The organism is Candidatus Accumulibacter contiguus (assembly GCF_012940005.1).
Classification (GTDB): Bacteria; Pseudomonadota; Gammaproteobacteria; order Burkholderiales; family Rhodocyclaceae; genus Accumulibacter; species Accumulibacter contiguus.
Genome location: NZ_SPMX01000015.1, coordinates 21,642 through 45,845, shown reverse-complemented (window position 1 = coordinate 45,845; position 24,204 = coordinate 21,642). Strand labels below are relative to the sequence as shown.

At 61.6% G+C, this 24,204-nt stretch carries 24 protein-coding genes and 1 other RNA gene; 8 read left to right on the top strand and 17 right to left on the bottom strand.

Annotated features, from left to right (window positions below; all coding sequences use genetic code 11):
* Window positions 1-6 precede the first annotated feature (6 nt).
* The 12 genes from murC to rnpB form a co-directional block, all read right to left on the bottom strand.
* Window positions 7-1,395, bottom strand: coding sequence for a UDP-N-acetylmuramate--L-alanine ligase (gene murC, locus E4Q08_RS07030; protein WP_169069846.1), 1,389 nt, complete (start codon window positions 1,393-1,395; stop codon window positions 7-9).
* Entirely contained in the window at window positions 1,392-2,450 is a 1,059-nt protein-coding gene (gene murG, locus E4Q08_RS07025; protein WP_034910773.1) for an undecaprenyldiphospho-muramoylpentapeptide beta-N-acetylglucosaminyltransferase, read from the bottom strand. Before murG ends, murC begins: the two co-directional genes overlap by 4 nt.
* Before the next feature lie 67 nt (window positions 2,451-2,517).
* Window positions 2,518-3,678 carry a putative lipid II flippase FtsW gene (ftsW, locus tag E4Q08_RS07020; RefSeq protein WP_169069845.1) on the bottom strand — a complete coding sequence of 387 codons (1,161 nt, stop codon included), beginning with the start codon at window positions 3,676-3,678 and terminating at the stop codon, window positions 2,518-2,520.
* Window positions 3,678-5,045, bottom strand: a complete 1,368-nt coding sequence (murD, locus tag E4Q08_RS07015) for a UDP-N-acetylmuramoyl-L-alanine--D-glutamate ligase (RefSeq protein ID WP_169069844.1) — start codon at window positions 5,043-5,045, stop codon at window positions 3,678-3,680. The genes ftsW and murD overlap by 1 nt, the downstream gene beginning before the upstream one ends.
* A 1-nt stretch (window position 5,046) precedes the next feature.
* Window positions 5,047-6,135, bottom strand: a complete 1,089-nt coding sequence (mraY, locus tag E4Q08_RS07010; protein WP_034917238.1) for a phospho-N-acetylmuramoyl-pentapeptide-transferase — start codon at window positions 6,133-6,135, stop codon at window positions 5,047-5,049.
* A complete protein-coding gene (locus tag E4Q08_RS07005) occupies window positions 6,135-7,508 on the bottom strand; it encodes a UDP-N-acetylmuramoyl-tripeptide--D-alanyl-D-alanine ligase (RefSeq protein ID WP_169069843.1) in 1,374 nt (457 codons plus the stop codon). Before E4Q08_RS07005 ends, mraY begins: the two co-directional genes overlap by 1 nt.
* On the bottom strand, window positions 7,505-9,013 hold the full coding sequence (locus tag E4Q08_RS07000; protein WP_169069842.1) for a UDP-N-acetylmuramoyl-L-alanyl-D-glutamate--2,6-diaminopimelate ligase: 1,509 nt from the start codon (window positions 9,011-9,013) through the stop codon (window positions 7,505-7,507). Before E4Q08_RS07000 ends, E4Q08_RS07005 begins: the two co-directional genes overlap by 4 nt.
* On the bottom strand, window positions 9,010-10,761 hold the full coding sequence (locus tag E4Q08_RS06995; RefSeq protein WP_169069841.1) for a peptidoglycan D,D-transpeptidase FtsI family protein: 1,752 nt from the start codon (window positions 10,759-10,761) through the stop codon (window positions 9,010-9,012). The genes E4Q08_RS07000 and E4Q08_RS06995 overlap by 4 nt, the downstream gene beginning before the upstream one ends.
* Window positions 10,758-11,036 (bottom strand): cell division protein FtsL, encoded by a 279-nt coding sequence (ftsL, locus tag E4Q08_RS06990; RefSeq protein WP_169069840.1) that lies wholly within the window; start codon window positions 11,034-11,036, stop codon window positions 10,758-10,760. The genes E4Q08_RS06995 and ftsL overlap by 4 nt, the downstream gene beginning before the upstream one ends.
* Window position 11,037: 1 nt before the next feature.
* Complete coding sequence (gene rsmH / locus E4Q08_RS06985) at window positions 11,038-11,982, bottom strand: 16S rRNA (cytosine(1402)-N(4))-methyltransferase RsmH (protein ID WP_169069839.1); 945 nt, start codon at window positions 11,980-11,982, stop codon at window positions 11,038-11,040.
* 8 nt (window positions 11,983-11,990) lie between these two features.
* Window positions 11,991-12,437, bottom strand: a complete 447-nt coding sequence (gene mraZ, locus E4Q08_RS06980; RefSeq protein ID WP_034920297.1) for a division/cell wall cluster transcriptional repressor MraZ — start codon at window positions 12,435-12,437, stop codon at window positions 11,991-11,993.
* 349 nt (window positions 12,438-12,786) lie between these two features.
* Window positions 12,787-13,152: RNase P RNA component class A (rnpB, locus tag E4Q08_RS06975), an RNA gene on the bottom strand.
* Window positions 13,153-13,313: 161 nt separating this feature from the next.
* Between rnpB and E4Q08_RS25665 the strand changes: the two genes are divergently transcribed.
* The 3 genes from E4Q08_RS25665 to mepK are packed head-to-tail and all read left to right on the top strand — an operon-like array spanning window position 13,314 to window position 15,507.
* On the top strand, window positions 13,314-14,231 hold the full coding sequence (locus E4Q08_RS25665; RefSeq protein WP_308240080.1) for a L,D-transpeptidase scaffold domain-containing protein: 918 nt from the start codon (window positions 13,314-13,316) through the stop codon (window positions 14,229-14,231).
* The gene (locus tag E4Q08_RS25660) at window positions 14,206-14,937 is read left to right on the top strand and encodes a L,D-transpeptidase family protein (protein WP_308240079.1); all 732 of its coding nucleotides are present in this window, start codon (window positions 14,206-14,208) and stop codon (window positions 14,935-14,937) included. Before E4Q08_RS25665 ends, E4Q08_RS25660 begins: the two co-directional genes overlap by 26 nt.
* An 18-nt stretch (window positions 14,938-14,955) precedes the next feature.
* A complete protein-coding gene (mepK, locus tag E4Q08_RS06965; protein ID WP_169069838.1) occupies window positions 14,956-15,507 on the top strand; it encodes a peptidoglycan L,D-endopeptidase MepK in 552 nt (183 codons plus the stop codon).
* Between the two features lie 55 nt (window positions 15,508-15,562).
* Here mepK and E4Q08_RS06960 read toward each other — a convergent pair whose 3' ends face one another.
* From E4Q08_RS06960 to flgK, 3 genes are all read right to left on the bottom strand, one after another.
* Window positions 15,563-15,970, bottom strand: coding sequence for a hypothetical protein (locus E4Q08_RS06960; RefSeq protein WP_169069837.1), 408 nt, complete (start codon window positions 15,968-15,970; stop codon window positions 15,563-15,565).
* Window positions 15,971-16,116: 146 nt separating this feature from the next.
* Window positions 16,117-17,433 (bottom strand): flagellar hook-associated protein FlgL, encoded by a 1,317-nt coding sequence (flgL, locus tag E4Q08_RS06955; RefSeq protein WP_169069836.1) that lies wholly within the window; start codon window positions 17,431-17,433, stop codon window positions 16,117-16,119.
* 134 nt (window positions 17,434-17,567) lie between these two features.
* Complete coding sequence (gene flgK / locus E4Q08_RS06950; RefSeq protein WP_169069835.1) at window positions 17,568-19,613, bottom strand: flagellar hook-associated protein FlgK; 2,046 nt, start codon at window positions 19,611-19,613, stop codon at window positions 17,568-17,570.
* Window positions 19,614-19,883: 270 nt separating this feature from the next.
* On the opposite strand from flgK, the gene cas2 reads away from it, so the two are divergent.
* The 5 genes from cas2 to E4Q08_RS06925 all read left to right on the top strand — a co-directional run bounded on the left by cas2 (window position 19,884) and on the right by E4Q08_RS06925 (window position 22,500).
* Window positions 19,884-20,204 carry a CRISPR-associated endonuclease Cas2 gene (gene cas2 / locus E4Q08_RS06945; RefSeq protein WP_248594749.1) on the top strand — a complete coding sequence of 107 codons (321 nt, stop codon included), beginning with the start codon at window positions 19,884-19,886 and terminating at the stop codon, window positions 20,202-20,204.
* Window positions 20,201-21,172 (top strand): CRISPR-associated endonuclease Cas1, encoded by a 972-nt coding sequence (gene cas1 / locus E4Q08_RS06940; RefSeq protein WP_169069834.1) that lies wholly within the window; start codon window positions 20,201-20,203, stop codon window positions 21,170-21,172. The genes cas2 and cas1 overlap by 4 nt, the downstream gene beginning before the upstream one ends.
* A gap of 186 nt (window positions 21,173-21,358) precedes the next feature.
* Window positions 21,359-21,613 carry an AbrB/MazE/SpoVT family DNA-binding domain-containing protein gene (locus E4Q08_RS06935; RefSeq protein WP_169069833.1) on the top strand — a complete coding sequence of 85 codons (255 nt, stop codon included), beginning with the start codon at window positions 21,359-21,361 and terminating at the stop codon, window positions 21,611-21,613.
* Entirely contained in the window at window positions 21,613-22,035 is a 423-nt protein-coding gene (locus tag E4Q08_RS06930; RefSeq protein ID WP_169069832.1) for a type II toxin-antitoxin system VapC family toxin, read from the top strand. Before E4Q08_RS06935 ends, E4Q08_RS06930 begins: the two co-directional genes overlap by 1 nt.
* A gap of 174 nt (window positions 22,036-22,209) precedes the next feature.
* Window positions 22,210-22,500, top strand: a complete 291-nt coding sequence (locus tag E4Q08_RS06925; RefSeq protein ID WP_211203338.1) for an Eco57I restriction-modification methylase domain-containing protein — start codon at window positions 22,210-22,212, stop codon at window positions 22,498-22,500.
* A 173-nt stretch (window positions 22,501-22,673) separates the two neighbouring features.
* On the opposite strand, the gene E4Q08_RS06920 is transcribed toward E4Q08_RS06925, so the two are convergent.
* Window positions 22,674-22,982 (bottom strand): hypothetical protein, encoded by a 309-nt coding sequence (locus tag E4Q08_RS06920; RefSeq protein ID WP_169069831.1) that lies wholly within the window; start codon window positions 22,980-22,982, stop codon window positions 22,674-22,676.
* Window positions 22,983-23,232: 250 nt separating this feature from the next.
* Window positions 23,233-24,180, bottom strand: coding sequence for a flagellar assembly peptidoglycan hydrolase FlgJ (gene flgJ / locus E4Q08_RS06915; RefSeq protein ID WP_169069830.1), 948 nt, complete (start codon window positions 24,178-24,180; stop codon window positions 23,233-23,235).
* Window positions 24,181-24,204: the final 24 nt, after the last annotated feature.

The following is a 24,204-nucleotide window of genomic DNA, read 5'->3' as shown; positions in this document are numbered from 1 at the left end:
CTCACCTTACGCGGCAGCCAGTTTGCCGGGAACCGAACCGATCGAGCCGGCGCCCATCGTCATCACCACATCGCCATCACGGGCGACATCGAGGATCGCTTGCGGGAGATCGCCAATGGCCTCGACGAACAGCGGTTCGACCTTGCCGGCAACACGCAGCGCACGTGCCAGCGCTCGACCATCGGCAGCAACGATCGGCTGTTCACCCGCGGCATATACTTCGCTCAGCACCAGCGCGTCTACACCACCCAGCACCTTGACGAAATCGTCGAAGCAGTCGCGCGTCCGGGTATAGCGATGCGGCTGAAAAGCCAACAACAGGCGACGACCGGGGAAAGCACCACGCGCAGCCGCGAGCGTCGCTCGCATCTCGACCGGGTGATGACCGTAGTCGTCGACCAGCGTGAATTGCCCGCCAGCCGGCAGGACAATCTCACCATAGCGCTGAAAACGTCTACCGACTCCTCTGAATTCAGTCAATGCCTTGGCGATGGCGGCATCGGCGATACCCAGTTCACCAGCGACCGCAATCGCTGCCAGGGCGTTCAGGACGTTATGCCTCCCCGGCAGATTGAGCGTGACCGACAAGCGGTTGACGCTGCCGTTGACGCGCACACAATCAAAACGCATCTGACCATCGACCGCGGTGACGTTCTCTGCATAGCAACTGGCCGCAGGATCGAGACCGTAAGTGACGATCTGCTTGCTGACCAGGGGCATGATTTCACGGACGTTGGCGTCGTCAGCACAGAGTACCGCCACGCCATAAAAGGGCAGGCGGTTCAGAAAATCGACGAAGGCCTGCTTGAGCCGGCTGAAATCATGACCATAGGTCTCCATGTGGTCTGCGTCGATGTTGGTGACGATCGAGATCACCGGCGAGAGCAACAGAAACGACGCGTCGGACTCATCGGCCTCGGCCACCAGAAAATCGCCGGATCCCAGACGGGCATTGGCGCCGGCGGCGTTGAGACGGCCCCCGATGACGAAAGTCGGGTCCATGCCGCCCTCGGCGAGAATCGACGCCACCAGACTGGTCGTCGTCGTCTTGCCGTGCGTGCCGGCGACGGCAATTCCCTGCTTGAGCCGCATCAGTTCGGCCAGCATCTGCGCGCGCGGCACCACCGGTACCTTGCGGCTGCGTGCTGCGATCACCTCTGGATTGTCGGACTTGACCGCGGAAGAAATCACCACCGCATCCGCGGCAGCGACATTCGCGGCAGCATGCCCGACCACGGTGCGCACGCCGAGAGCAGCGAGGCGCCTGATAGTCGAACTATCGGCCAGGTCCGAGCCGCTCACCGAAAAACCGAGGTTGGCCAGCACTTCGGCAATACCGCTCATGCCGGCACCGCCGATGCCGACGAAGTGGATGTTCTTGACCTTGTGTTTCAATTGACCAGCTCCTCGCACATCCGGGCAAGCTCCGCCGTCGCCTCGGGTTTGGCCAGTTCACGGGCTCTTTCGGCCATTTCCTGCAAGCGGCTGCGCGGACACTTGCAAAGTTCGCTGATCGATTCTGGTGTCATCTGGTCCTGTGGCAGCAGGATGGCGCCGCCAGCCAGCGACAGAAAATTTGCATTGAGTGTCTGATGATCGTCCACCGCGTGCGGAAAGGGAATCAGAACACTGGCCACGCCGGTGGCAGCCAGTTCGGCGACTGTGAGTGCACCAGCACGACAGATCACCAGGTCAGCCCACTCGTAGGCGCCAGCCATGTCTTCGATGAAAGCGACGCAGTGCGCCTGCACCGCAGCGGCTGCATAATTTTCCTGCAATTGCGCCAGATGCCTGGCGCCGGCCTGATGCACCACCAGCGGCCGCTGTTCGGCATCGATCAGGGCCAGACCCTGGGGTACGATTTCGTTCAGCGCAACGGCACCCTGGCTGCCGCCGAGGACCAGCAGATGCACCGGCGCTTCGCGTCCGGCAAATCGCTGTGCCGGCGCCGGCAGATGATTCATCTCCGGACGCAGTGGATTGCCGACCCAGACGCCACTCGGCAGCGCATTCGGAAAACCACAGGCGACCCGCTTGGCAAATCTGGCGAGCACCCGGTTGGCCAGACCGGCGATCGAATTCTGTTCATGAATGATCAGTGGGCGACCGAGCAGCGCCGCCATCAGGCCACCGGGAAAGCTGACGTAACCGCCCATTCCGAGAACCACATCCGGTCTGACCCGGCGAATCTCGCGCCGCGCCTGCCAGCATGCGGCAAACAGACGGAACGGAAGCTGCAGTTTGCGCAGCAGCCCCTTGCCGCGCAAGGCGGCAAAACGAACCCAGGCCATCTCGTAGCCATGCGCGGGAACGAGCTTCGCTTCCAAGCCATCCGGAGCGCCCATCCAGACCACATGCCAGTTTCGGCTCTTGAGCAGATCAGCCACCGCCAGGGCCGGAAAGACGTGTCCGCCGGTACCCCCCGCCATGACCAGCAAGGTTCTGCTCATGCCGGAACTCCGGTGCGAGGGCTGCCCGGCAAAGTAGAGGCGACAAGGCTGCGCATACGCATGCCGCTCATACCTTGGCTCCGCGCATCAACTGGCGATTTTCCCAATCGATTCTCAAGAGGACCGCCAGGGCCACGCAGTTGGCCAGGATGCCTGAACCGCCAAAACTCATCAGGGGCAGCGTCAGTCCCTTGGTCGGCAGCAGACCCATGTTCACGCCCATATTGATGAAACTCTGCACCCCCAGCCAGACGCCAATCCCCTGTGCCACCAGCGCGGAATACAGACGCTCAAGGGCCACTGCCTGACGACCGATCGCAAAAGCGCGCTGGATCAGCAGGCCGAACAAGACGATGACCACCAGAACGCCGACAAAACCGAGTTCTTCGGCGATCACCGCGAGCAGAAAATCGGTGTGCGCCTCGGGCAGGTAGAACAGCTTCTCGACGCTTGCGCCGAGGCCGACGCCGAACAGCTCGCCCCGCCCGAAGGCAATCAGGGCATGCGAAAGCTGGTAGCCGCGACCAAAGGCGTCCGCCCAGGGATCCATGAAACCAAAGATGCGATCACGCCGGTAAGGTGAAAAAATGATCAGCGCGGCGAAGGCGGCGGCCAGGACGAGGATCAGGATGACGAACAGACGCGCCCGCATCCCCCCGAGGAAAAGAATTCCCATGGCTATCGAGATGATCACCACGAAGGCGCCGAAGTCGGGTTCCTTGAGCAGCAGGATGCCCACCGCGACCATCGCGCTGGCCAGAGGCAGGAAGGCTTTTTTGAGATCATGCATGTGCGGCATCTTGCGGGCGGTGTAGTCCGCCGCATAAAGGACCGCAAACAGCTTCATCAATTCGGACGGCTGCAGATTGACGATCCCGAGCGGAAGCCAGCGGCGGGCTCCGTTGACATCGCGGCCAATCCCGGGAATCAGCACCAGCGCCAGCAACGCAAAGCCGGCAACGAAGAGCCACGGCGACCATCTTTGCCAGGTCGATAGCGGGATCTGAAAGGCGACAGCGGCGGCGACCAGCGCGATGATCAGAAAAACCGCATGTCGTACCAGAAAATACGCCGGCTGATTGCCGGTCTGGCGGCCGGCCTCGGCCGTCGCCATCGACGCCGAATAGACCATGACCATGCCGATCACCAGCAGCATCAAGGTACCCCACAGCAGCGCCAGATCGATTTCCGACGGCAGGCGGCGCGGCGAGTCCAGAGTTCCCAACATCAGGCAGCCTCTCTTTCGATGGCACGCACGGCGGCAACGAATGCTTCGGCACGATGCGCGTAGTCACGATACATGTCCATGCTGGCGCAGGCCGGAGAAAGCAGCACGGCATCACCAGCTTGCGTTTGCGTGGCGCACCAGCGAACCGCCGCAACCATGTCGGTGCAATATTGCAGGGGGATGCGACAACCCTCGAGGGCAGCGGCGATGAATGGAGCATCGCGTCCGATCAGTGCCGCGGCACGCGCATGCTGGTCGATGGCAGTTCTCAGGGGCGAGAAGTCCTGGCCCTTGCCGTCGCCGCCCAGGATGATCGCCAAGGGGCGACCGAGGCCTTGAATTGCCGCCAGGGTTGCACCGACATTGGTCCCTTTCGAGTCGTCGAAGTAGCTGACACCATTGATTTCGGCGACCCACTCGACGCGATGCGCAAGACCGCTGAAGGCCGTCAGCGCCGGCAACACCGAGTGCGGCTCGATACCGATCGCCTCGCACAAGGCCAGCGCCGCCATCGCGTTGGCTGCGTTGTGGCGCCCGACGAGTTTCATGTCGGCGAGCTTGACGAGCGGGTCGCTGCCACGAACGATGCAGGCATCGACCAGCCCGTAGTCACAGCGGCGCGCTGGCTGATCGAGACCGAAGGTCACTACCTGGCGCCCGTCACGGGCTGCCGCCAGGCTGCGGGCATCGTCGCGATTGAGGACCATGATGCCGTTGCCCTGGAAAATGCGCGCCTTGCTGGCGGCGTACTCTTCGAGACCGTCATAGCGATCGAGATGATCCTCGCTGACATTGAGCAAGGTCGCGGCCGCGGCTGCCAGCGTCTGCGTCGCTTCGAGCTGAAAACTCGACAGCTCCAGCACCCAGACGGCCGGCAGTTCGTTGCTGTCGATTGCGCTCATCAAGGCGTCCAGCGCCGCCGGGCTGATGTTGCCGGCAACCGCCGTGCTGCGACCGGCGGCACGACACAGAACACCGGTCAGAGCGGTGGTGGTGGTCTTGCCATTGCTGCCGGTAATTGCAATCACCCGCGCCTGCGGCGACCACTGGCGGAGGCCCCAGGCAAACAGTTCGATCTCGGACACCACCGGGACGCCAAGCGCTGCCGCCTTCTGAACCAGCGGTTCCTGCCTGGGGACGCCGGGAGAAATGGCGATCAGTTCGGCCCCGGCAAAAGTCGCTGGCGTAAACGGGCCGGCAAACAAGGTCGCCGCGGGCACTGCCGCGCGCAGCGCGGCGGTTCGTGGTGGAATCTCGCGGCTATCGGCGACGCGGACGACCGCGCCCTGCCGCGCCAGCCACCTGGCCATCGCCAGTCCGCTTTCGCCGAGGCCGACGACGAGTGTCCGCTTTCCCTGAAGGTCCATGTCAGCGCAGCTTCAGGGTTGACAGGCCGACCAGCACCAACATGATGGTGATGATCCAGAAGCGGACGACTACCTGCGTCTCTTTCCAGCCGCCGAGTTCGAAATGGTGGTGCAGCGGCGCCATGCGGAAAATCCGCCGGCCCCCGCTCCACCGGTAGTAGAGAACCTGGGCAGCCACCGACAGTGTTTCGGCCACAAAAATGCCACCCATGATCGCCAGCACGATCTCCTGGCGGACGATGATGGCCACGGTGCCGAGCGCTGCACCCAGTGCCAGTGCGCCGACATCCCCCATGAACACTTCCGCCGGGTAAGCGTTGAACCACAGGAAACCGAGCCCGGCACCTGCCATCGCCCCAAGGAAGATCGCCAGTTCACCAGCGCCCGGGATGTACGGCAGGAACAGGTACTTGGCATAGACGGCGTTGCCGGCGACGTAGGCGAAGATGGCCAAGGCGTTGGCGATCATCACCGTCGGCATGATCGCCAGGCCATCGAGGCCATCGGTCAGGTTAACGGCATTGCTGGTGCCGACGACGACCAGATAGCTGAGGACAATGAAGCCGAAGATACCGAGTGGATAGGAAACGGTCTTGAAGAAGGGAACGATCAGCTCCAGCTGTGCCGGTCCGCTGGCAGTCAGGCCGAGATAGAGTGCCACCACCAGACCGATTGCCGATTGCCAGATATACTTCCAGCGAGCCGGCAGACCTCGCGGATTGCGATGCACCACTTTTTGCCAGTCGTCGTACCAGCCGATGCCGCCGAAGCCAACGGTCACGATCAGCACCACCCAGACATAACGATTGCTGAGGTCACCCCACAACAGCGTGGTAATGACGATGGCGATCAGGATCAGGGCCCCGCCCATGGTCGGCGTACCGGATTTGATCAGGTGCGTTTGCGGGCCATCGCGCCGCACCGCCTGGCCGATCTTCTTGGCGGCCAGCCAGCGAATCACGCGCGGTCCGGCAATGAAGGAAATGATCAGCGCGGTCATCGCAGCCAGCACCGTGCGCAAGGTGATGTACCCGAACACATTGAAAGCCCGCACGTCCTGTGCCAACCATTGCGTCAACAGCAGCAGCATTACTTGCCCCCCTCGGGTGCCGGAACACTGATGGCGTTCGCCACCCGTTCCATGCGCATGAAGCGCGATCCCTTGACGAGGACGGTCGTCTCCGGTGTGAGTTCAGCGGTCAATGCTTCGATCAGCTGGTCGATATGCGTATGGTACTCACCACCGGAACCGAAGTTGTGAGCGGCAAGTGCACTGGCTTCACCCAGCGCGAACAGGCGATCGATTCCCTGGCTCTTGGCGTAGCCGCCGATCTCGTCGTGAAACTGGGCGCTCATCTCGCCGATCTCACCCATGTCGCCAAGCACCAGCACCTTCTTGCCGATCGTCGCCGCGAGCACATCGATGCCGGCGCGCACCGAGTCGGGGTTGGCGTTATAGGTATCGTCAAGCAGCACCGCGTCATGCAGGGCAGTGCGTCGCTGCAGGCGGCCCTGGAGACCACGAAAGCTGGCCAGCCCCGCCTGCACGGCGTCCAGCGAGACGCCGGCCGCCAGACAGGCAGTGGCAGCGGCGAGGGCGTTGCGCGCATTGTGCTGGCCCGGCAGGGCCAGCAGGACCTCGAACCGACCCTGTGGAGCGCAGACGCTGAGGCGATTATCCAGACCATGCAGGGTGGACTTGCCAGTGACATCAGCCGCCTGCTCCAGACCGAAAGTCATCACCCCGAGTCCGCGACTCTGGGTGCGCCACAAATCGGCCCATTGGTCGTCGGCATTGAAAACCGCGATGCCGTCTTCATCGAGGCCGCTGTAGATGCTGCCCTTTTCGCTGGCGATCGCTTGCAGCGTACCCATTCCGGCGAGATGGGCGCGCTGTGCATTGGTCACCACGGCAACCGTGGGACGGGCGATGCCCGCGAGATAGGCAATTTCACCGGGACGATTCATGCCCATCTCGATGATCGCCGCGCGATGAGTGGCGTTGAGCCGGAGCAGGGTCAAGGGCAGGCCGATGTCGTTGTTGTAATTACCCTGCGTAGACAATACCGCCTCGGCGAAGGCCGCCTGGAGGATGCTGGCGATCATCTCCTTGGTCGTGGTTTTGCCGTTACTGCCGGTCACGGCGATCATAGGCAGCGTGAAACGGCTCCGCCAATCGGCGGCCAGGGCACCCAGCGACAGCCGCGTCTCGGCCACCTGCAGCAGTGGCAGGCCCAGCGCGCGCAGGCTTTCGGCAGCGTCTGCAGCAACGATCGCGGCGACCGCACCACGCATCTGGGCTGCCGCCACGAATTCGTGGCCGTCGAAGTTCTCCCCGCGCAGCGCAACGAAAAGCTCACCTGCAGCAATGCTACGGCTGTCGGTCGACACACCGCAGAAAGTCACGTTGTCGCCGATCAGTCTGGCGGCCGTGGCACGTGCCGCAGCGAGGAGATCCATCATCTTGTCATCTCCTGGCGGGCAGCGAGGGCGGCACGCGCCTCGCCAGCGTCCGAAAACGGCCGACGCACAGCGGCGATCTCCTGATAGGATTCGTGCCCCTTGCCGGCAATCAACACCACCTCGGCCGGATGCGCCAGGAGAATGGTGCGGCGAATCGCTTCGGCGCGATCGGCAATGATTTCAACGCCGGTGGCAGCAACGCGGATATCGTCAAGAATGGCCTGCGGATCCTCACTGCGCGGATTGTCACTGGTCAGCACAACGCGGTCGGCATGGCGGACAGCAACATCTCCCATCAACGGCCGCTTGCCGCGATCCCGATCACCGCCACAGCCGAAAATGACGGTCAGACCGGCACCACGGGCAATGGCCATCGGACGGAGCGCGAGCAAGGCGCTTTTCAGGGCATCCGGGGTATGGGCGTAATCGACGATGACCAAGGGTTCGTTGCCACCGCCAATCTTCTCCAGGCGGCCTGCCGGCGAATTCAGCGTGGCAAGACGCTCGGCGACCGCCTGCGGAGTCAGGCCGGCGTCAAGCAATACCGCCGCCACGGCGAGCAGATTGGAGACGTTATAACGGCCGAGCAGGCCGGTCTCGACCAGAGCGCGACCGCTCGGGGCGCAAAGCCGGAAACGCAGACCGTCGATGGTTTCTTCGACATTCTCGGCGCGGATCGTTCCCTGCCGGTCGTCGGGCAGATTTTGCTGGGTGTAGCCAAGCACCTTGGTCGCCGTACTCAGCGCGGCCAGTTCACGCCCGTAGGGATCGTCAAGATTGCTGACCGCCAGACGCAGTCGCGGCCAGGTGAACAATCTGGCTTTGGCCTCTGCATAGTCCGCCATCGTGCCATGGTAGTCGAGGTGATCGCGCGTCAAATTGGTGAACACCGCGACGTCAACGCGAACGCCGTCGAGACGTCCTTCGGCAATGCCGATCGAACTTGCTTCGAGCGCACAGGCTTGTGCTCCCGCATCGGCAAAATGGGCCAGGCAGCGCATCAACGTGGTCGCTTCGGGTGTCGTGAAACCGGTCTCGACCATCTGACCGGGCAAACCCGCACCCAGCGTGCCGATGATCGCGCAGCAGCGCGGGTGGCTGGCACCGATCCACTGCGTGACGCTGGTCTTGCCGTTGGTACCGGTGACCGCAAGCAGCGACAGGCGCTCACTCGGATGCCCGTAGATGGCGTGCGCCAGCGGTCCGCAAAGCGCACGCAGACCGATGATCGGCAGATTGGCAATTCTCCAGGCGCTGTTCCAGGCGAAATCAGCCGTGCTGGTGGTCGTCGCCTCCCAGAAGACCGCAGCAGCGCCGTTGGCGATGGCCTCGGCAATGTAGCGGCGGCCGTCGGCAAGATCGCCGGGATAGGCCAGAAACAGGTCGCCGGGAAGAACCTGGCGGCTGTCATCCGTGACACGATTCGGCACGACGCCAAGCGCTGCCAGCCGCGCCAAGCTTGCGCTGGCAGCGTCACTGCGTGCGAGAGTCGCCTGCGTGCTCACAGCCTCGCCTTGGGTGTCGGCGCTTTCGGGCTTTGCGCGACCACCAGCGGCACGTCCGGCGCAATGCCGAGGGTCCGCAAGGAGCTTCCCATGACGGAGGCAAACACCGGTGCCGCAACATCGCCACCATAGTGTTTGCCGGCACCCGGCTCGTCGATCATCACCGCGACGATCAGGCGCGGATCCGATGCGGGCGCAAAACCGACGAAAGACGAAACGTACTTGTTCGCATAGCGACCACCGACGAGCTTGTGTGCCGTACCCGTTTTGCCGGCCACACGATAGCCGGGAATCTGCGCCTTCGGCGCCGTTCCGCCTGGCAGAACAGCCATTTCGAGCATACTGCGCACCTCACGCGCGGTCTTCGGGCTGAATACGGCCATACCGCTGGGCGTAGACGACTCAACCTGGGTCAGCGAGAGGGGCAGCACGTCCCCATCGCGTGCAAAAGCCGTATAAGCGCGCGCCAACTGGATCAGGGACACTGAAATGCCATGCCCATAAGCCATCGTTGCCTGTTCGATTGGCCGCCAGTTCTTCCATGGACGCACCCGGCCACTCACCTCGCCAGGAAAGCCCAGGCGTGGCACCTGGCCAAAACCGACATCGTCGAACATCTGCCACATTTTCTGCGACGGCAGCATGGCCGCAATCTTGGCTGCACCGACATTGGAGGATTTCTGGATGACCTCGGCGACACTCAGCGCGCCGTGGGGATGCGCGTCGGAAATCGTCGCATTGCCAATGGTCAGGCGTCCTGGCGCGCAGTTGATGATCGTGTCGGAACGGACCTTGCCCGCCTCAATTCCCAGGGCGATAGTGAAAGGCTTGAGTGTCGAACCAGGTTCGAAGGTATCGGTCACCGCACGATTGCGCAACTGGCTCCCGGACAGACCCTCGCGATTGTTCGGGTTATAGGTTGGCCAGTTGGCCAAGGCGAGGATCTCACCTGTCCTGACATCGACCACGACGACGCCACCAGCCTTGGCATTGTTGTCGGCAATCGCCTGCTTCAGGTGGCTGTAGGCCAGATACTGAATCTTCGAATCGAGCGCCAGCCGAATCTCCTTGCCATCCTGCGGCGGCTTGATCGAGCCGACGTCCTCGACGATCTGGCCGCGCCGATCCTTGATGACGCTACGGCTACCGGGCTGGCCCAGCAGTTGGCGATGAAACGCCAGTTCGACACCTTCGAGTCCCTTGTCGTCAACGCCGGTGAAGCCGACCATGTGCGCAGTCATTTCACCGGTCGGATAGAAGCGACGGTATTCCTTGTCCTGGCCGATGCCAGGCAACTTGAGCGCCGCCACCTGGTCGGCCACGGCAGGCGGGATCTGGCGGCGAAGAAAAACGAAGGTTTTGTCGGTGTCCAGTTTGCGGGTCAGCTGCTTGACGTCGGTCTCCAGCAGAGCGGCCAACTGCCTCGCCTGCACAGGCGTCAGCGTCGTTGCTGGCGGAATCGCCCAGATCGACTTCATCGGCGTCGAAATGGCCAGGACGTCCCCGTGCCGGTCGGCAATCCGTCCGCGCGAAGCACTGATTTCGATATCGCGCCGATAGCGGGATTCGCCCTTTTCCTGCAGGAAATCATTGTTCAGGGTCTGCAGGTAGAATGCTCGTCCGATCAGCACGCCGAACGAACCGAGAATCAGCAGAGCCATCAGGCGCGAGCGCCAGAGCGGCAGGCGCATCTGTAATAATGGGCTTTCGGCGAACTTGTGCGCCACTTGACCTTTGAAACGCATCATTGCGGCAAGCCTCCGGTGGGGATTGCGGTGATCACGTGGCCCGTTTCCGGCGCACGCATCTTCAGCTTCTCGCGAGCAATTTTCTCGATTCGTGGCGCCGTTCCCCAGGTCGAGAGTTCCAGTTGCAACTGCCCGAACTCGACCTCGAGTTGCCGCGCATGCTCCTGCTCGGCCTCAAGCGCCTGAAAAATCTTGCGCGCCTTGTGCTGTGAAGTCACTACGGCCAGGCTGCAGATCACCACCGCCAGCAACAGGAAAATATTCAGGCGAACCATTTCAGGCGGCCTCCCTGGCCCTGGCCAGTTTCTCGGCGACGCGCATCACCGCACTGCGCGCCCGTGGGTTCGCAGTGACTTCCGCAGCACTCGCTCGACGCGGCTTGCCAATCAGGCGAAGTCCTGGCTGCGGCAGTTCATTGGCACGCAAGGGCAGCTTCCTGGGCAAGCAGTCAGGCGCCGCCTGCTCACGCATGAAGCGCTTGACGATCCGGTCTTCGAGCGAGTGGAAACTGATCACCACCAGGCGCCCTCCTTGTTTCAAGACGGTCATGGTCTCGGGCAGGACTAGCGCGAGTTGCTGGAGTTCTTGATTGATATGAATCCGTAGAGCTTGAAAGGTACGCGTCGCCGCGTCCTGCCCGGGCTCGCGGGTCCACACGGCCGCGCGTACAAGGGCGGCAAGTTCCCCCGTGGTTGTAAGCGGCCGCTCTCCCCGAGCAGCCACAATCTTCTTTGCAATCTGGAAAGCAAACCGTTCTTCACCATAATTCCTTATGACCTCCGTGATCTCCTGCACACTGGCCCGTAGCAGCCACTGTGCGGCGGTCTCACCTTGTGTCGTATCCATCCGCATATCGAGCGGCGCGTCGTAGCGAAAACTGAAACCGCGTGCTCCCTCATCCAGTTGCGGCGAAGAGACCCCGATATCGAGAAGCACGCCATCGACGCCCTTCTCTACTGCAACACCTGCCTGCCGTAAGGCATCGACCAGATCGGCGAAACGGCGATGCATGACGAGCAAGCGCCGATCCTGGATTGCGCGGGCCAGTTCCACCGCCTGCGGATCACGATCGAGTGCCAACAGACGACCGTTCGGCCCGAGTCGTTCGAGAATTGCTCGCGTATGGCCACCCCGACCGAAGGTGCCGTCGACGTAGGTTCCTGCGGGCTTGATCTCCAGAGCTTCAACCGCCTCCCGCAGCAGAACGGTTTGATGCTGCAATGGCGCGCTCACAGCGCCAGATCTTCGAGACCGGGAGGCAGGAACTGATCGCCAAGAGCGAAAACAGCCTCCTGTTGCTTTTGCCAGCCCGCGTCCGACCAGATTTCGAAATGGCTCCCCTGGCCAACGAGCCAGACCTGCTTCTCGAGTTGTGCAAACTGGCGCAGTTCGGGCGCGATCAACAGGCGACCGGCAGCATCCATGCTTTCCTCGCGGGCGTTACCCACCAACAGACGCTTGATGGCCGCTGCCTGCAGATTGAAACTCGAAGCCGACAACACCTTGTCGCGGATCGGTTCCCACGCAGGTTCGGGATAGAGCAGCAGGCAGCGGTGCGGGTGGGCGGTCAGGACCAGTCGGCCGCTGGCAGCAGACGCAAGCGCCTCCCGGTGACGCGCCGGAATGGCGAGCCTGCCCTTGGCATCAAGACTTAACGCTGCCGCACCCTGAAACATCAAACCAACCCTTGCTGTCCGCCCATCAAAACCGACATTTTCCCACTTTTCGCCACTTACTCCCACTTTAAGTTAAGGACTCGCCTAAAGCAAGAGGTACAGCTTTACATTTCTCAATGGCTACAAGGACTTATGAGCGACTTTTGAGGTAGTTAGAAAGGAGATTACTTGCTATAAAACAATGCTGCAATCACCACACTTAAAGTAATTTCTCAAGATTGCTTCCTAAGTGTTGGTACAAACGACGAGATGGAAGCGAACATTTGGCAGCGATGCAACATGCGAGCGAACACTGGAGCAGGGACAGCGATCGCTGCCCGCCATGCCGGAAAGGTGGAACAGTAGGAAAGTGGGAAGCCGGTCGATAAGCCGGGTTCTGTCGTGGACAGCCATTCCTCTAGACGTACTGTTACCAGCACGCTCAAGCAGCCTACCCGGAAGCAGCGCGAGCCACGCCCATGCTTCCCTATTTGGCCTTGCTCCGGATGGGGTTTACCGTGCCGTCCGTGTTACCACGGCCGCGGTGAGCTCTTACCTCGCCGTTTCACCCTTGCCTGCTCCCACATGCGCGAGAACATCGGCGGTTTGATTTCTGTGGCACTTTCCGTCACCTCACGGTGCCCGGTCGTTAACCGGCATCCTGCTCTGCGGAGCCCGGACTTTCCTCTCGGCTCAAGGTTTGCACCTATTGCCCAGCGGCTGCCTGACCGACTTCCCATGCGGATTATACGCTCCACCAAGCAAGTTGCCGGGGCTCATCACCAGCAGTGGATGCAGTCTACAATGGCCGTCCGGATTGGCCGAATCCACCTGCAACACCCAGTACGATCCGTTGATGATGGATAATGCGCAGTCCGCAACATTCCTGGCTTCCTTATGCCTTCCCGTTCGCCGCTCTTCCCCACAACACCTGTCCGCCGCTTTCGAGACTGGCATTTTCCGGCAATCCGCCTGGCCATCGGGCTGACGGTGGCGAGTAGTCTCTCTTTCGCGACCGAGGCGCCGCTATGGTTCGCTGCAGAGCGCCCAACGCTTGCTGCCCAGCAGGCCGTGGAGCTGCTTGCCGAGGCAGATGCGGACGGTCTGGAAGCACAGGACTACAACACCGATTGGCTGCGAATGGCCATCGAAAATGCAATCAGCGGACAGGCACTGGCAGAAGATCAGGTCGCCAGGATCGATCTCGCCCTGACTGCGGCGATGCGGCGCTTTCTCACCGACCTGCACTTCGGGCGCGTCGATCCGCATCAGCTTGGCGCAAACTATAGCCAGGCAGCTGGAGCTTTCGACGTCGATTTCTTGCTGACTTCGGCGATCACCGATGACCGTCTCGCCGAAGCTGCCCGCAGCGTGGCGCCCGCCCTGCCGCAGTACGTTGCTTTGCGGGAGGCGCTTGCCCGCTACCGCGAACTGGCCGGCCATCCCGCCTGGCAACAGGATCTGCCAGCGCTGCCCAAGGGCAAACTGAGGCCCGGCGAAAAATACGCCGGCATTGCGGACCTGTGGCAGCGACTCGAATTACTCGGAGACCTGCGCGCCGACATCGTGCCGCCAGCACGCTACGAGGGAGCCATCGTCGAAGGCGTGCAGGCATTTCAGGAACGGCATGGCGATGGTGCCCGACGGCGTGCTCGGAAAAGATACCTTCGGGTTACTGCATGTGCCGCCGGCAAGCCGCGCCCGCCAGCTCGAACTGGCGCTCGAACGGCTGCGCTGGACGCCGCTGCTGTCAGCGCCGCGTACGATCGTGGTCAACCTTCCGGAGTTCATGCTGAGTGGATATCATGTCCGTGACGGCAGGATCGAGATCAAGACCGCGATGAAGGTCATCGTCGGTACGGCACGCAAGTCCCCGACCCCGCTTTTTGATGCCGAAATGCGCTTCATCGAGTTCAGCCCCTACTGGAACGTCCCACCATCGATCGCCAGGAGCGAAACCTTGCCCAGGCTGCGCAGCGATCCAGGCTATTTCGACCGACAGGGCTTCGAATTCGTCGACAGCGAAGGCCGCGTCATCAGCGGCTTTTCCGGGGCCAATCTCGACGCAGTGCAACGCGGCCAGATGCGCATCCGTCAGAAACCCGGGGCAGGCAATGCCCTCGGCGATATCAAATTCGTGTTTCCCAACAAGGACAACATCTATCTTCATCACACACCGACACCACAACTCTTCAAACGCGACCGGCGCGATTTCAGTCACGGCTGCATTCGCGTCGAGGCGCCAGTGGCGCTGGCGAAATTCGTCCTCGCCGATGCACCGGAATGGAGCGAAGCGCGCATCGTGCAGGCGATGCGCAAAGGCAAATCCACGACCATCCGCCTGCAGGAAGAATTGCCTGTGGTCATCGCCTACCACACGGCAGTCGTCCGGGATGGGCGGGTGTATTTTTTCCCCGACATCTACCGGCAGGACCCGCTTCTTGACGCTGTCCTGCGCCAGAACCGGCTCGCCTTCCGGCCTTCCCACACCATCAACATTGCCGCTGAATCAACCCGTTAGCCTTGCCAAGGAGCAGTCATGCCGAAGCCTCACGCACGTCGCCTGTTTCTCGCTCACGCCGCTCGTCTGGTCATCGCCGGCGCCGCACTGCCGCTGGCAAAGCCTGCACTGGCAGCCCTGCCGAATGCGCGCCGCCTCGAGTTTGATCACACCCATACCGGCGAACGCCTCTCTGTCGTATTTGCCATCGGTGATCGCTATCTTCCCGAGGGGCTGCAGCGTCTCAACTTTTTTCTGCGGGACCATTACTCGGGTGAAATCGGCAGCATCGACCCGCAATTGTTCGACCTGCTTTTCCAGCTCCGGCAAGAGCTGGACTGCGAGCAGCCTTTCCAGATCATTTCCGGCTACCGTTGCGCCCAGACCAACGCCAGGTTGCGCAGCACCGGCAGCGGTGGAGTGGCGAAGCAGAGCCTGCACATGCAGGGCAAGGCCATCGATCTCCGCCTTGCCGGCGTTCCCCTGGTCGATCTGCGCGACGCCGCGATCTCCCAGGGTGCCGGCGGAGTCGGCTTCTATCCGCACGACCAGTTCGTTCACCTCGACACCGGCAGGGTGCGTTCCTGGTAGTCGGGCAGCGGGTCACGCGCCGACCCGACACTTGCCATGGGTATAGGGATGACGCTCAAGGCGTTTTCGGAGGATCGGCGCGGACCAGCTGAATCACGCCTTCCGCGAAACGGTGCGTGAAAGGCGTACTCGAGTCGATCCCTTCCGAGTAGTCGAGGATACGGTACGCGGGAACACCTCGTTCGCGCTGCAGCTGCAGTGCCCGCCGCTTGAAAATCAATCCGGATTCCCCATCGCCACCGGTGCGAAAGCTCTTGGCGCGCATCGAGATACGGTAGGTGTCGGCATCAAGCATCCTCTCCTCAATCGTCCAGTTGGGTGCCAGAGGATCGTAGATGGCATAGGCGGCAACCGCAGCAGCAACGGCCAGCCCCAGATAAGCGGCATTGCCCGCATATTCCTTGACCGAATAACCGACCGCTCCGGCGATTACGGCGGCCCGGAGTGGCTCCACGCTCGGCATCGGATTCTGCGATTCTTTGAAGGAATAGTCAGACACATGGCTGCTGTCTGGACGCGGCCGCAAGTACCAATCGACGTTTCCACAGCCACTCAGCAGGATGAGCAGCAAGAAACCTGCAGGCACACGCATGCTCATGTCTTTGCCGATCAAAGGTACTTGAAAAGGCTCAGACCGCTGATCTGTACAAAAGACTTCTGCGCGGCTTCCAGGCTGACCTGCTGCATCGTGAAATCGGTGATCGCCTTCGCATAATCCAGATCCTGGAGGTCCGACAAGGTCTGCGCATACTGAATATCCAGCGCTTCGGAGTTGCTGCTCAGGCCGTCCAGTTCCTGCAGGTACCCACCCACGGTCGTATGCACGCGGCTGACATTGACCAGCACCTGATCGAGATTGCTGAGGTGCCCCTGCAACTGGCTGGAGAAGTCGGTTCTTGTCGTTCCCGACGTCTGCAGCGGCGAACGCAGCAGGCCGATCAGCTCCTGCATGGTCTGAAAAACGCTCTTGTTGACGCTTGGCTTGATCGTGAAGGTATCACCGGCAGCAGGCACACCATTGATCACCACCTGTGCGCCGAAGTCAACGGCCGGGATGGTGGTGACCAGAGGAATGGCCTGTCCCGAAACAAAGGGCAGCACCGCGCTGACTGCCTTGGCAGGCAAGGCCGTACCTGACGAGTCTGGCGTCGAAGCATCGAACAACTGGTAACTGGTGACGCCTGCGACCGAGGAGAACTGCAGCTGTAGCGAGAAATTTCCCGTCCCTTGCCAGGGGAAACCGGAATTCAAGGCACTTTGCCATTTCTGGAGATCGAGCACCGAACCCGGTTCAATGATCCCTGAACCCTGGTTGGAAAAACCTCCGCCGCCAGTGGCTGCCGTCGAAAAGGTGCCATTGCCTTCCCGGATATTCATGAACAAATCGCTGCCAGCGACATTGATCGGCATCTGTTGAGTCGAACTCACCTGCAGCAGACGCTGGCCATCATCACCTGCGTAAGTAACCGATGAGGTCGCACTGCCGGCAAACGGGATCGTTGCCCCCTGGTACCCTGAAAACAGGTAATCGCCTTCGGCACCACGACTATTGGCAAGCCCGAGCATCCCGTCAAAGCTCGCCTCCAGATCAATGGCGATGGCCTGGCGATCGCTGTCGGACAGGACCGTATTGCCCGCCTGAATGACCCGCTCACGAGCGCTCTGCAGCAGATCGGTCAAGGCGGCGAGCTGGCTGTCGACCAGACCAAGCCGCGCGGTCGCGTCACTCTGGTTACGCGCGTATTGGACGCCGACGTCCCTGGATTGCGAAACGGACAGTGCTCTGGCGGCGGCGACAGGATCATCCGCCGAAGTCAGCATGCGGCGCCCGCTGGACATTTGATTCTGCAGCCTGAGGAGCTGATTCTGACCGCGATCGATGCCGCGCAAACCAGTGCTGTAGGCTTGACTGGTACTGATACGCATATGACGCTCCTTGATGTGAAAGTCGCATCAGCGACTCACGAACCTCCCCTCCCCACTCGCGGGGGGAGGGGTTGGGGGGAGAGGGAAACGGTCATGACTTTCATGATCGGGGGTGCCTGGAAAAGTCATGACCGTTAGGCCGCCATTTGCAGAATCGTCTCGAAAAGACTGGATCCGATTTGCAGGGCCTTGGCCGCGGCCTGATAGGCCTGTTGATAAAGAATCAGATTGGCTGCTTCCTCTTCGAGATTGACCCCCGAGAGCGATTCGCGATTGTTTTGGGCCTGCGTCAGCAGGGCCTGCTGCGCCGCGCCGCTGACCTGTATCTGATTGGTCTTGCTGCCGGTCTGGCTGACCAATTGCGCATACGCTTCCTGGAAGGAGGAGGATTTCCCGGACATCGTCTGCTGCGTCTGGAGTTGAGCGAGAACCAGCGCGTTACGCCCATCGGCGAGCGCACCGGAATTCCTGGCAATGCTAAAGGTATCGCCATTGTTGGGCACACCAGTAAGGGTAAAACTGAAACCGGGCGTACTCGTAAGCGGGTCGAGAAACGCAATCGTCGCCCCGCTCGTATAAGGGACGACATCCGTGCTCGCAGCAATCACCACCGGAGCGGCACCATTGATCGAAACTTGCGCACCCACCGGAAAGTTCTGCAGCTTGCCGCCCTGGTACACCAGCGACATCGGCATTCCTGCCACAGCCGTCGCATAGCCTGCTGCGACACTGCCTGCCGAGACCTTGGCCAATCCGGTATTGGTCGCCCCTGTCGAGGTGCGGATTGGCCCGGCAGCCGTGATCAGACTGGCGTCCGCCACAACCGCCGGATTGACCGTGATCTTACGGGCAGCGTCGCGGGTTGGCTGGATGAGATAGCTCGACCCTTCCAGCAGGGTCGGGGAAGGATCCAGCGTGAATCCTTGCGGATCGCTTGCCAGATTGGTATTGAGTACCCCGAGGTCAGCCCCGCTCCATTGCTTGTTGTCGGACAGACGAGTCAGCGTCACCCCGCTCGCGTCTGCGCTCAGCCGGTAATCGCTGCTCCCGAGATCGGTATAGAAGTTGCCGTTGAACGGGGGAGGGTTGACAAAAGTGGCGCTGACTGTCGGGCTACCAGGCGGATTGTTCGTATTCGCAATCACCTTCGGCGGCGAAACCAGGAACAGATCCGGTGTAAAACTGCTGAGCGCAGGGGGCGCCGGAGAGATCTGCGACTGACCGAGCAGATCCTGCCCAAGAGCGCTCTGCGCATTGAAGGTGAGAGCCAACGAGGCCGCGTTGCGGCCCAGTTCATTGCTCGCCTGATCGAGCGATTCGCTCCGGAAAGCCAGCAATCCGCCGAGCGACCCGCCACTGAGCAGCGACTCCGGGATCTCGTGGTCACCAGTCACGCTTTCCTGGCCGACCACCCGCCGCGAAGGATCGCCCGGCGATCGCATGGTCGCGAGATCCATCGTGATCGAGCCGGCGACCAGTTGCTGGCCGCTACCGATGAATACATTGTAACTGCCATCGCTATTGGTCGTGGTCTTTGCCTTGATCAGCTTGTTCAGATCCAGAACCAGCTGGTCGCGGGTATCCAGCAGGTCGTTGGCGGGTTGGCTGGTAGCAGCCTGGGCAACGGAGATTTGCTGGTTCAGCAGTGCGATCTGTTTGATGTTGGCATTGATGCTGGTGACGGTTGCCTCGATTTGGCCATTCACCCCGTCGTACATCTGGGCGAGTTGGTCGCCCATCGACTGATAACGAGTGCTCAGCGTCTGTGCGTTGGCGATCATGATTTGGCGGCTCGCCAATTGGGAAGGATTGGCCGCAACCTCCTGGGCACTCGTGAAGAAACCCTGTAGTGCCGGCGACAAGCCAGTGGTCGGATCGGCGAGCAGGTTGTTGATCTGGGTGATTTGAGCGGCATAGCTGTCGAGTTGACTCGTACTGCTCTGCGAACGATTGACCTGGTCGTTCAGAAAGCGGCTGTACATGCGTTCGACCGTCACGACATGCGTGCCCTGCCCGAAAAAGCCGCTACCCGTCTGCTGGGCAAAATTGCTCGCCTGGATCGTCCGCTGCCGCGAAAACCCTGGGGTATTGACGTTGGCGATATTATGTTCGGTAGTTTGCAGACCGAACTGGGCGGCCTGCAGAGCGCTGAGACCGACACCGATGATTCCTGAGCCCATGGCATGAGTTCCTCTTCGACTATTCTGTAGACGGCACCTGCAGCGATAAATTTAGTCCCGGCGCGTGAAATTGCTCAGGCCATTAGAAAGTGTTGATGAATTCACGGCCCCGTTGCGATTGCGGCGCAGATTTTCTCTTTATAACCCAACATTGGCTTAACGTAAAACCGAAAATTTGGCCGCGCGAAGTATAGGCAGCAATGGATCACAGTCTTGAATCCGGCCCCGGATCGTGCGTTGCTTGGGTACTGGATTTTTTTCGAGACGAGATTGAAAGCGGAATCGCAACACGATCATCGGCCTTCGGCAAATGCGCTTGCCGCGAGACCACATGCCCTGCCGGTCTATGTTGCCTACGACATTTCCGACCGCCGCCGCCGAAACTGTCTGCGACGTCTGCTACTCGGTTTCGGTGAGCCGGTGCAGGAATCGGTGTTTCTGTGTTGGCTCGACGCCACGCGCCAGCAGCGCTTCGACAGGCTGCTCGATACGTTTCGACGGTTACCGCACGTCGGCGACGAGCGCATTGACTGCATTCGGGCACGTGCCGATTCGGTGCCGCCGCCGGCCAGGGAATGGGTGATCGAATGAGCGGCGTGTTATATATCGATCGTCACGGCGTCAAGGTCGGCGCCTCGCAGGGACGACTGACCCTCAAGGTCACGGGAGAAGAAGAACTGGCGCTACCCCTGCATCAGGTCGAACAGGTGATCGTGCTTGCACACGCGCACTTCAGCCACGACGCCATTGCGGTTCTGCTGAGGGAGGGCATCCCGGTGATCTTCTCCTCGCTACGCGGCGGTTTTCGCGGCAGCCTGCTGGGAAAGCCCGGCCGCCAGATCATGCTCCGCAAGCAGCAGTACCAGGCGATGGACGATCCAGTCCGGTGCATGACTGTCGCCCGCGCACTGGTGCAGGCGAAACTTCGCGGTCACGGCCGGCTGCTGCGGCAGTGGCGCGTCCCTGGACGGCACGAGATCGCCGACGGGCTGCTGGCCAGCCACCATTGCCTGGATCTGGATCGCCTGCGTGGCCATGAGGGTGCCGCGGCGCGGGCGTTCTTCGACGGTTTGCGTCAGCATCTGGAAGGCAGCCTTTTCGTTTTCGAGCAGCGCCGTCAGCATCCGCCGCCCGATCCGGTCAATTCCGTGCTCTCGCTGGTTTATACCCTGCTGCTCAACGAGGTCGAGGTGGGTGCTACCGCAGCCGGGCTCGACGTCTCAGGAGGGTTCTACCACTCCGCCGAGGATGGCCGGCCAACACTGCTGATGGACCTCGTCGAACCACTGCGGCCGCTCGCCGACCGCTTCAGCGCCAGGCTACTGAAGTCGGAACTCGCTCCCGACGACTTTCAGACCGAGGGCGACCGCTGCCTGCTGCACGATGGGCGGCGAGGAGTGGTTTACCGAGCCTGGGAGCGCTTGCTTGCGGGAAGCATTGCCTGGCGGGGCGAGAGTTTGTCGTGGCGCAGGCTCATTCACCTGCAGGCGCGAGAACTGGCGCACTGGCTGGGCGGCACGACCGGTGCTCCGCGTTTCTGGCATCTCGACGACGCCTGATGCGCGCGCGGGCATGGTAGGCTGACGCCGTCGCCTCGCTCCTTGACCATTCGACAGGTTTCTTCGACGTTCACCCCGCTGCAAGGTATTGACCGAGTCAAGGAACCTGCACCCGCGAAGTCATGGTCAACAACGACCCCGCGTGATACTGTAGATACGCGGCTATACATCGTGGAGAAACCATGCATGAAAGTACATCTGGCCAAATGGGGCAACAGCCTGGCGGTACGCATCCCTGGCGAGTGTGCCCGCCAGGCGCGTGTCAAGGCGGGCGACGCTCTGGAAATCGAAGTCACGTCAACAGGCGATCTGCGCTTGCGCCCCATGGCGACGGAGTCCTTCGATAAAGCGGCGTTCCTGAAACAGGCGCGGGCACTGCGCGCCAATTTACCGATCGGCGAACCGGTTGTCGAGGCGATGCGGCAAGCCGATCGTTTCTGATGATCTACGCCGACACCAGTGTCTGGGTGGCTTTGTTGACACCGGAGACAGGAACGGCGCGGGTGGAACAGTGGTTCGAAGATCTATCCGAGACGCTGGTCAGTGCCGACTGGACACTGACCGAGTTCCACAGCGCCATTGCCCTCAAGACCCGCATCGGCCAACTGCTCAGCCGACAGGCCAAGGACGTGCTCGTTCTCTTCGAGCAACTCAGCGCCGGCGGACTGACCTTGACGCCCGTCTCGCGGGTCGCTTACCGCGCAGCGGCGGCTCTGGTGGATGATTTTGAGCAGGGGCTTCGGGGCGCCGATGCCTTGCACATCGCCGTCGCCCAGGAGTTGGGAATTCAGCGTTTCGCTACCCTGGATCACAAGCAGGGCGTCAATGCACGACGCCTGGGCCTCACCCTGGAATTCGGCTAAGTCCATGGCCTTCGACCAAACCACAAGAAATCGCCTGCAGCGTTTCGTCAACGAGGTGCGCAAGGAACCTGGCAAAGGACCGGAGACCACCTGTGCGTCGCCCTGAGAGATTATGGCCGGGCGGCGAAGGCGACCTCCCAGGGCCGCCTGTTTGCCCAGGATGCGCTGGAAGGCTTGCGCCTGATCGACCTCACTCGCGAAGCCTTCGATTTGGTGGCGATGAATCCGCCGTTCGGCGCGCTCGGCACCGGCGTCAAGGACTTGCTGGCCAGAGCCTATCCGGGCAGCAAGAACGACCTGCTGGCGATCTTCGTCGAACGTGGGCTGCAACTGTTGCGCCCTGGCGGTCGCATGGGCGCACCTCACGCAGCCGTTTCTTCCTCTCCAGCTTCCAGAAATGGCGCGAGGCGGTGGTGCTCGGTATCGCCACGCGGGAAGTCATGGCCGACCTGGGGTACGGAGTGATTGTCGTGGCGCAGGCTCCATTCACCTGCAGGCGCGAGAACTGGCGCACTGGCTGGGCGGCAAAACCGCTGCTCCGCGTTTCTGGCATCTCGACGACGCCTGATGCGCGCGGGGACGTGGTAGACTGACGCCGTCGCCTCGCTCCTTGACAATTCGACAGGTTTCTTCGACGTTCACCCCGCTGCAAGGTATTGAAAGAGTACAGGAAGAATTTTCCGAGGAATGATGGAAGCATTGTTGGCCCGGTTCTTGCCCCCGTTCACCTTTTCCGCCCCGGAAAGGCAGGCGGGGCAAGGGTTCCAGAAGGCACTGTCCGTCAGACCTGCCCGTTGATAGGGCTTTGTGACATAGACCTCACGGTCTTCGGGCAGGCCGGCCAGTTCACGCGGCTTGTAGTTCATCAGGACGGTCGCGGAGATCTCGTACAGTCGTGTCCAGCCGGCCTGATCAAGGTCACGCCGGCGGCTCCAGAGATCACGCAACTCCGCATCGAGTGGGTGGTTTGCGCTCATGCGTCAGTAGCGGGATTTCAGCCAGGTCAGCAGTTCGATACGCGCCGGCTGCGGCATGACCCCGATCTTGCCCTTGAGACGCTCACCGCTCACCACTAAGCGGTTGTGAAGAAGTCTTCCGACATTTCAACAGCTAATCCATGAGGAAATGCCGTCTCGGAATGTCGGAGAACTTACCCAAGACCGCTTACCGGCTCCAGGCAAATTAATCAACACGCTTTTAAGCGCTTAGCGCCTGCCGCAGCATCGGTCCGCTGATGATGCGAGCCAGCTTGTCGGCGTACATCGGGTCAGTGGCATAGCCCGCCTGCTGCAGGGAACGCGCAAACTGCGTGCCATCCTGCTGCCCAATGACCCCGGCAAAGCGGGGATTACTGCTCAGGACTTTTGCATAGTCGCGAAAGGCCTCGGCATACGAACCATAGACGCGGAACCTGGCGCGTACCGATTGTGCCTCTCCCTTGACGAATTCGGTGGTCTGCACTTCGGCTGTCGGTCCCGACCAGCTCCGCCCGGCCTTGATCCCGAACAGATTGAAGCTTGGCGAACCATCGGCGGCCTTGATCTCACGTTTGCCCCAGCCACTCTCGAGTGCCGACTGTGCGACAAGAAAATGCGCGGGCACGCCGGTCAGCGCTGCCGCCTCGACAGCCTGCGGCCAGACGCGATCGACAAAAGCACGCGCACCGGATGACGTGCCGGCCGTGCTCAGCGCGCCGCTGTTTGCCACGGGGAGTGCGGCTGTGCTGCGCTGGGCTCCGGTCATGGACCTGATGGTCGCCGTACTCGCCTTGATCTGCGCAGGCAACGACTGCTGCAGCAGTTCGAGGGGAGAAGTCGCCGCAGCCGCAGTGCCGGCAGTCATCTGTCGCGCCAGCTGCTTTTCGATCAATGCGGCGAAACCCAGCGGCGTTTGCGCAGCGAGATCCTGCGCCATTTGCTGGTCACCGATAGTGGTGAAAAAGCGGCTCTGATCGCTGTCGAGCAGCCCACCGACGGTAGACGCATCACGCATGCTTTTCAACATCAGGTGCAGCAGCATGCCTTCGAACTGTCGCGCGGCCTGCCGCACGCCGGCTTGCGGATCCGCTCGGAGTCTGGCGCGCAGATCGCCGCCCAGGGTCGGATCGATCGCCAGACGATTGACGCCGAGATTGGCGGAATTCATCAGTGAAGGGCTCCCCTTGGTGTT

Coding starts and splice junctions, on each gene's coding strand:
- murG (WP_034910773.1), bottom strand. CDS start 2,450: ATGAGCAGAACCTTGCTGGTCATGGCGGGGGGTACCGGCGGACACGTC.
- ftsW (WP_169069845.1), bottom strand. CDS start 3,678: ATGTTGGGAACTCTGGACTCGCCGCGCCGCCTGCCGTCGGAAATCGAT.
- murD (WP_169069844.1), bottom strand. CDS start 5,045: ATGGACCTTCAGGGAAAGCGGACACTCGTCGTCGGCCTCGGCGAAAGC.
- mraY (WP_034917238.1), bottom strand. CDS start 6,135: ATGCTGCTGCTGTTGACGCAATGGTTGGCACAGGACGTGCGGGCTTTC.
- E4Q08_RS07005 (WP_169069843.1), bottom strand. CDS start 7,508: ATGATGGATCTCCTCGCTGCGGCACGTGCCACGGCCGCCAGACTGATC.
- E4Q08_RS06995 (WP_169069841.1), bottom strand. CDS start 10,761: ATGATGCGTTTCAAAGGTCAAGTGGCGCACAAGTTCGCCGAAAGCCCA.
- ftsL (WP_169069840.1), bottom strand. CDS start 11,036: ATGGTTCGCCTGAATATTTTCCTGTTGCTGGCGGTGGTGATCTGCAGC.
- mraZ (WP_034920297.1), bottom strand. CDS start 12,437: ATGTTTCAGGGTGCGGCAGCGTTAAGTCTTGATGCCAAGGGCAGGCTC.
- E4Q08_RS25665 (WP_308240080.1), top strand. CDS start 13,314: ATGCCTTCCCGTTCGCCGCTCTTCCCCACAACACCTGTCCGCCGCTTT.
- E4Q08_RS25660 (WP_308240079.1), top strand. CDS start 14,206: ATGCTGAGTGGATATCATGTCCGTGACGGCAGGATCGAGATCAAGACC.
- mepK (WP_169069838.1), top strand. CDS start 14,956: ATGCCGAAGCCTCACGCACGTCGCCTGTTTCTCGCTCACGCCGCTCGT.
- E4Q08_RS06960 (WP_169069837.1), bottom strand. CDS start 15,970: ATGCCGAGCGTGGAGCCACTCCGGGCCGCCGTAATCGCCGGAGCGGTC.
- flgL (WP_169069836.1), bottom strand. CDS start 17,433: ATGCGTATCAGTACCAGTCAAGCCTACAGCACTGGTTTGCGCGGCATC.
- flgK (WP_169069835.1), bottom strand. CDS start 19,613: ATGGGCTCAGGAATCATCGGTGTCGGTCTCAGCGCTCTGCAGGCCGCC.
- cas1 (WP_169069834.1), top strand. CDS start 20,201: ATGAGCGGCGTGTTATATATCGATCGTCACGGCGTCAAGGTCGGCGCC.
- E4Q08_RS06935 (WP_169069833.1), top strand. CDS start 21,359: ATGAAAGTACATCTGGCCAAATGGGGCAACAGCCTGGCGGTACGCATC.
- E4Q08_RS06930 (WP_169069832.1), top strand. CDS start 21,613: ATGATCTACGCCGACACCAGTGTCTGGGTGGCTTTGTTGACACCGGAG.
- flgJ (WP_169069830.1), bottom strand. CDS start 24,180: ATGAATTCCGCCAATCTCGGCGTCAATCGTCTGGCGATCGATCCGACC.